Consider the following 3,944-nt stretch of genomic DNA (forward strand, 5'->3'; position numbering starts at 1 on the left):
GCATCTGCAGGACCGCAGCGTGAGCGTAGGACGGCGGCAGCCGAGCTTGTTGGCTCGCGAGGAATGGCCGCTTGCGGTCAGGGGAAGAAGGTCGGCGGAGCCGTTGCAGGCCAGGGCCGGTCCGGTGCCAGACCAGCCCAAAAGAGAGGCCCTATCGGGGGCTTTGCGCCGTCAGCAGAGAACGACGCGAATGATCGGTTGTCGCCTCATCGGCATGATCAACGGCGCCGCCGGCGCCATCACCTCTCCCGTCGTCACCGTCGGCACCATATCCATCTGATCCGAGAAAAAAGCGCTGCTCTGCCCCTTTGCTCGCAACCGCAAGGGTGAGGCCGGAAAAGCTGTCCGCCGACGCTGGAATGGCTTGGAAACCTTCGATTTGTTCGACGCGCCGGACTCTTCCGGCACCAACGATCAAATCGAGGAAGCAGAATGACAAAGCGAAAGTACAGACATCGCCGCAGTGTCGATGTTCGGATCACTTGGCTGCAACCACATGTCGACGGATTCAAGCACTGGCTTGGCCAGCGGAATTATTCGGCCGCAACAATCGTGGAGGTGGTGCGCCTACTGGCACTGTGGGGTGATTGGGTGCGTGCCGCCGGCTTCGGTGTCGAAACACTCGCCGAGGGTCTGAACGCATCGGCATCGGTGTTCAAAGGCAGCAAGACCGCCCGTGCGCCACAGGGTGCTGCCGCACTGTTCGTCACGTATCTGCGCGAGTGCAACATTCTGCTGCAGGAGCAGGCTCCGTCACTGGAGGAGACGTGGCCGGCCCTGGCCGCCTTTAGTCGCTGGATGCGGGAGCAACGCGGCATCAAGGAGTCGACGCTCAACCTGTACCAGCCGGTATTGGCCGATTTACTGATATCGATTGGATCAGATCCCGCGGCTTATACGGCCGAGGCGATCCGCAACTTCGTGCTTGTTCGTGCGAGGCCGCACGGCCGTTCGCGGTCGCGGTGCATCGCCGTCGCCACGCGCATGTACCTCAAATACCTCATCGCGATGGGGCACTGCCCTGCGGGGCGGGAACATGCGGTTCCGAGCTTTGCGAGCTGGCAACTGGCGACGACGCCGTGCTTTCTTGGTCAAAGTGATATCGACCGCCTCCTTGCCAACTGTGAGGGCGAGTGCCGCTTACGCGACCGCGCTGTCATGTTGCTTCTGGCCCGGTTGGGCCTCAGGGCGAGCGAAGTCGCCAATCTCACTTTTGCTGACATCGATTGGAAAAATGGCCGGATAACGCTGCTCGGAAAGGTCCGGCGCGAGGAATGGCTGCCGCTGCCTCAGGACGTTGGCGATGCCATATTAGCTTATATCGAGCGGGCAAGGCCGCACATTGCGACGACGCGCGTGTTCCTGACGGATATCGCGCCGATCCGGCCGCTGAGCCGCATTGCCATAAAGTGCATCGTACGTCGCGGCCTCGACAGGGCAGGAATCGCGAGCATCCATCGTGGCGCGCATGTGCTGCGGCACTCAGCGGCGACCGCGATGCTGAGGAGCGGCGCAAGCCTTGCCGGCGTCGGAGCCGTTTTGCGTCACCGGTCTCCATCGACGACCGCGCTCTACGCCAAGGTCGACATCGGCCTCTTGTCCGAAATCGCGCAGCCTTGGGGCGGGAGGTTGCCATGCTGAGCGCCGACGTCGCCCGCTACATCAGTCTGCGCCGCGCGCTGGGCTACAAACTCGCCCGGGTCGATCGGTATCTCCTGGCGTTCGCGCGCTTTGCAGCGGAACGCGACGAGAGCCACATTCGCACAGCAACAGCTCTTTCTTGGTTGCCAGTGGCAGCCAAGAGCCCAAACGCCATGTCGCATCGACTGACGGCCCTGATCGCCTTTGCCCGCTTCATGCAGGCGGAAGATCCTCGTCACGAGATACCGCCCGCAGATATCAAGCGGTCCACCAATCGACCTGTTCCCTACATCTACAGCGCGGATGAGATCGCCCGTATTCTCGTTGTGGCCGGCAATCTGAGGCGCCAGCAGCCCAATCCACTGCGTCGCGAGCTCTATGTCATGCTCTTTGGACTGATTGCAGCTACGGGACTGCGCATCTCCGAAGCTCTCGCGCTCAGGCTCGACGACATCCTGCCGGACGGCGTGTTGCACATTCGCGAAACCAAGTTCCGCAAGAGCCGACTTGTACCGCTGCACGGCACCGTCATGGAAGCGCTCCAACGCTATCTTCACTCTCGGCGCCAACACGCCGGCGAGAGCGATTGGCTCTTCCCATCCGTCCAGCACCGACAGCTCTACCCGACGACGGTGAACTATACGTTCCGCTGCATCTTACGAGGGGCAGGCATCGCGCCGGGGCGAAGTCAGCAGCCACGTATCCACGACCTTCGACATACCTTCGCAACCCGCGTCCTGGAACAATGCGGTGCCGATCGCGGCGAAGTTGCCCGGCACTTCGTCGCTCTGTCGACCTACCTTGGCCATGTCAGTATCCACAATACATACTGGTATCTCGAGGCGACGCCGGAAATGATGACCGACATCGCCGCCGCGGCAGAAACTCTGGTCGGGGAGGACGGCTTATGACAGAGCTCGCCCCTCTCATCACTGGCTTCCTGCGAGATTATATGCCGCGACAGCGAGGTTACAGCCCGCAAAGCTGCGAGACATACGCGTTCAGCTTCAAGCTGCTGTTCAACTTTGCAGCCAAACGGCTCGGCACGCGACCGTCTCTGCTCGCCATCGAAGACCTAGACGCACCGATGATCGTGGCCTTCCTGGAGCACATTGAGCAGGATCGTGGCAATAGCGCTTCCACCCGTAATATGCGGCTTGCCGCCATCAAGGCGTTCATGCGCTATCTCGAGCACAAGGTTCCCTCCGCCCTTCAGCAGATCGGCCGGGTCCATGCGATTCCGACCAAGCGCCATGACCAGAAGCTCATCCGTCATCTGACGATGGATGAAATCCGCGCGATCTTAAACGCGCCCAATCTGGCGACGAGATCTGGCATCCGTGATCGGGCAATGATGCATCTCTGCTTCGCCGGAGGCTTGCGGGTCTCCGAACTGGTCGGCCTTCAGACAGAGAACCTGTCGCTTCAGAACGGTGCGAGCGTGAAGGTCATGGGAAAGGGCCGCAAGGAACGTTGCCTGCCGCTCTGGAAGGAAACTACGCGGGACCTTCGTGCGTGGCTGAGTGTTCGTGGCGCAGTCCGCGTACCGGACCTCTTCGTCAATGCTCAGGGCGACCCGATGACCCGCGCCGGCTTCGAGTATGTGCTCGACAAACATGTCGGCAAGGCAGCCGAGAGCTACTCATCGCTTCGCGGCCGTCGCGTCTCACCACATCAGCTTCGTCACGGCTGCGCAGTTGTGATGCTGCAGGCAACCCGCGACATCCGTAAGGTCGCCCTGTGGCTCGGCCACGCCGATATCCGCACGACCGAGGTCTACCTCCGCATCGACCCATCCGAGAAGTTGGAAGCGGTCGAGGCGGTAATTCCACGTGAGCTGAGGCGTGGCCGGTTCAAGGCACCGGATGCCCTGATCGCATCATTGCTCTCGGACTAGGAAGGAAACGCGGGTTCCGACCGGGTGCACCCTTGAGCGGAGTTCTACACCGCTACGGTCTGTTCCGGCTGATCTGATATCGCGCTCGACATAGCCGGTGTGCCTTGTCGGGCGCGGCTATTGTGGTGCATCGGAAGATGGTGCCGACGGTGACGACGGAGAGGTGATGGCGCCGGCGGCGCCGTTGATCATGCCGATGAGGCGACAACCGATCATTCGCGTCGTTCTCTGCTGACGGCGCAAAGCCCCCGATAGGGCCTCTCTTTTGGGCTGGTCTGGCACCGGACCGGCCCTGGCCTGCAACGGCTCCGCCGACCTTCTTCCCCTGACCGCAAGCGGCCATTCCTCGCGAGCCAACAAGCTCGGCTGCCGCCGTCCTACGCTCACGCTGCGGTCCTGCAGATGC

Annotated in this window: 4 protein-coding genes; all 4 read left to right on the forward strand. The window is 61.9% G+C overall.

Annotated elements, in window-relative coordinates; translation table 11 throughout:
• The coding region (locus QDY28_RS30620; RefSeq protein ID WP_331384837.1) for a hypothetical protein at positions 1-280 on the forward strand (280 nt) is incomplete at its 5' end.
• A gap of 311 nt (positions 281-591) precedes the next feature.
• Positions 592-1,641: a tyrosine-type recombinase/integrase gene (locus QDY28_RS30625; RefSeq protein ID WP_285170458.1), complete on the forward strand. Its 1,050-nt coding sequence runs from the start codon at positions 592-594 to the stop codon at positions 1,639-1,641.
• Positions 1,635-2,552, forward strand: coding sequence for a tyrosine-type recombinase/integrase (locus QDY28_RS30630; RefSeq protein ID WP_028755393.1), 918 nt, complete (start codon positions 1,635-1,637; stop codon positions 2,550-2,552). The genes QDY28_RS30625 and QDY28_RS30630 overlap by 7 nt, the downstream gene beginning before the upstream one ends.
• Positions 2,549-3,538 carry a tyrosine-type recombinase/integrase gene (locus tag QDY28_RS30635; RefSeq protein WP_065091808.1) on the forward strand — a complete coding sequence of 330 codons (990 nt, stop codon included), beginning with the start codon at positions 2,549-2,551 and terminating at the stop codon, positions 3,536-3,538. Before QDY28_RS30630 ends, QDY28_RS30635 begins: the two co-directional genes overlap by 4 nt.
• Positions 3,539-3,944: the final 406 nt, after the last annotated feature.

It is taken from the genome of Rhizobium sp. BR 362, assembly GCF_036528765.1.
Classification (GTDB): domain Bacteria; phylum Pseudomonadota; class Alphaproteobacteria; order Rhizobiales; family Rhizobiaceae; genus Rhizobium.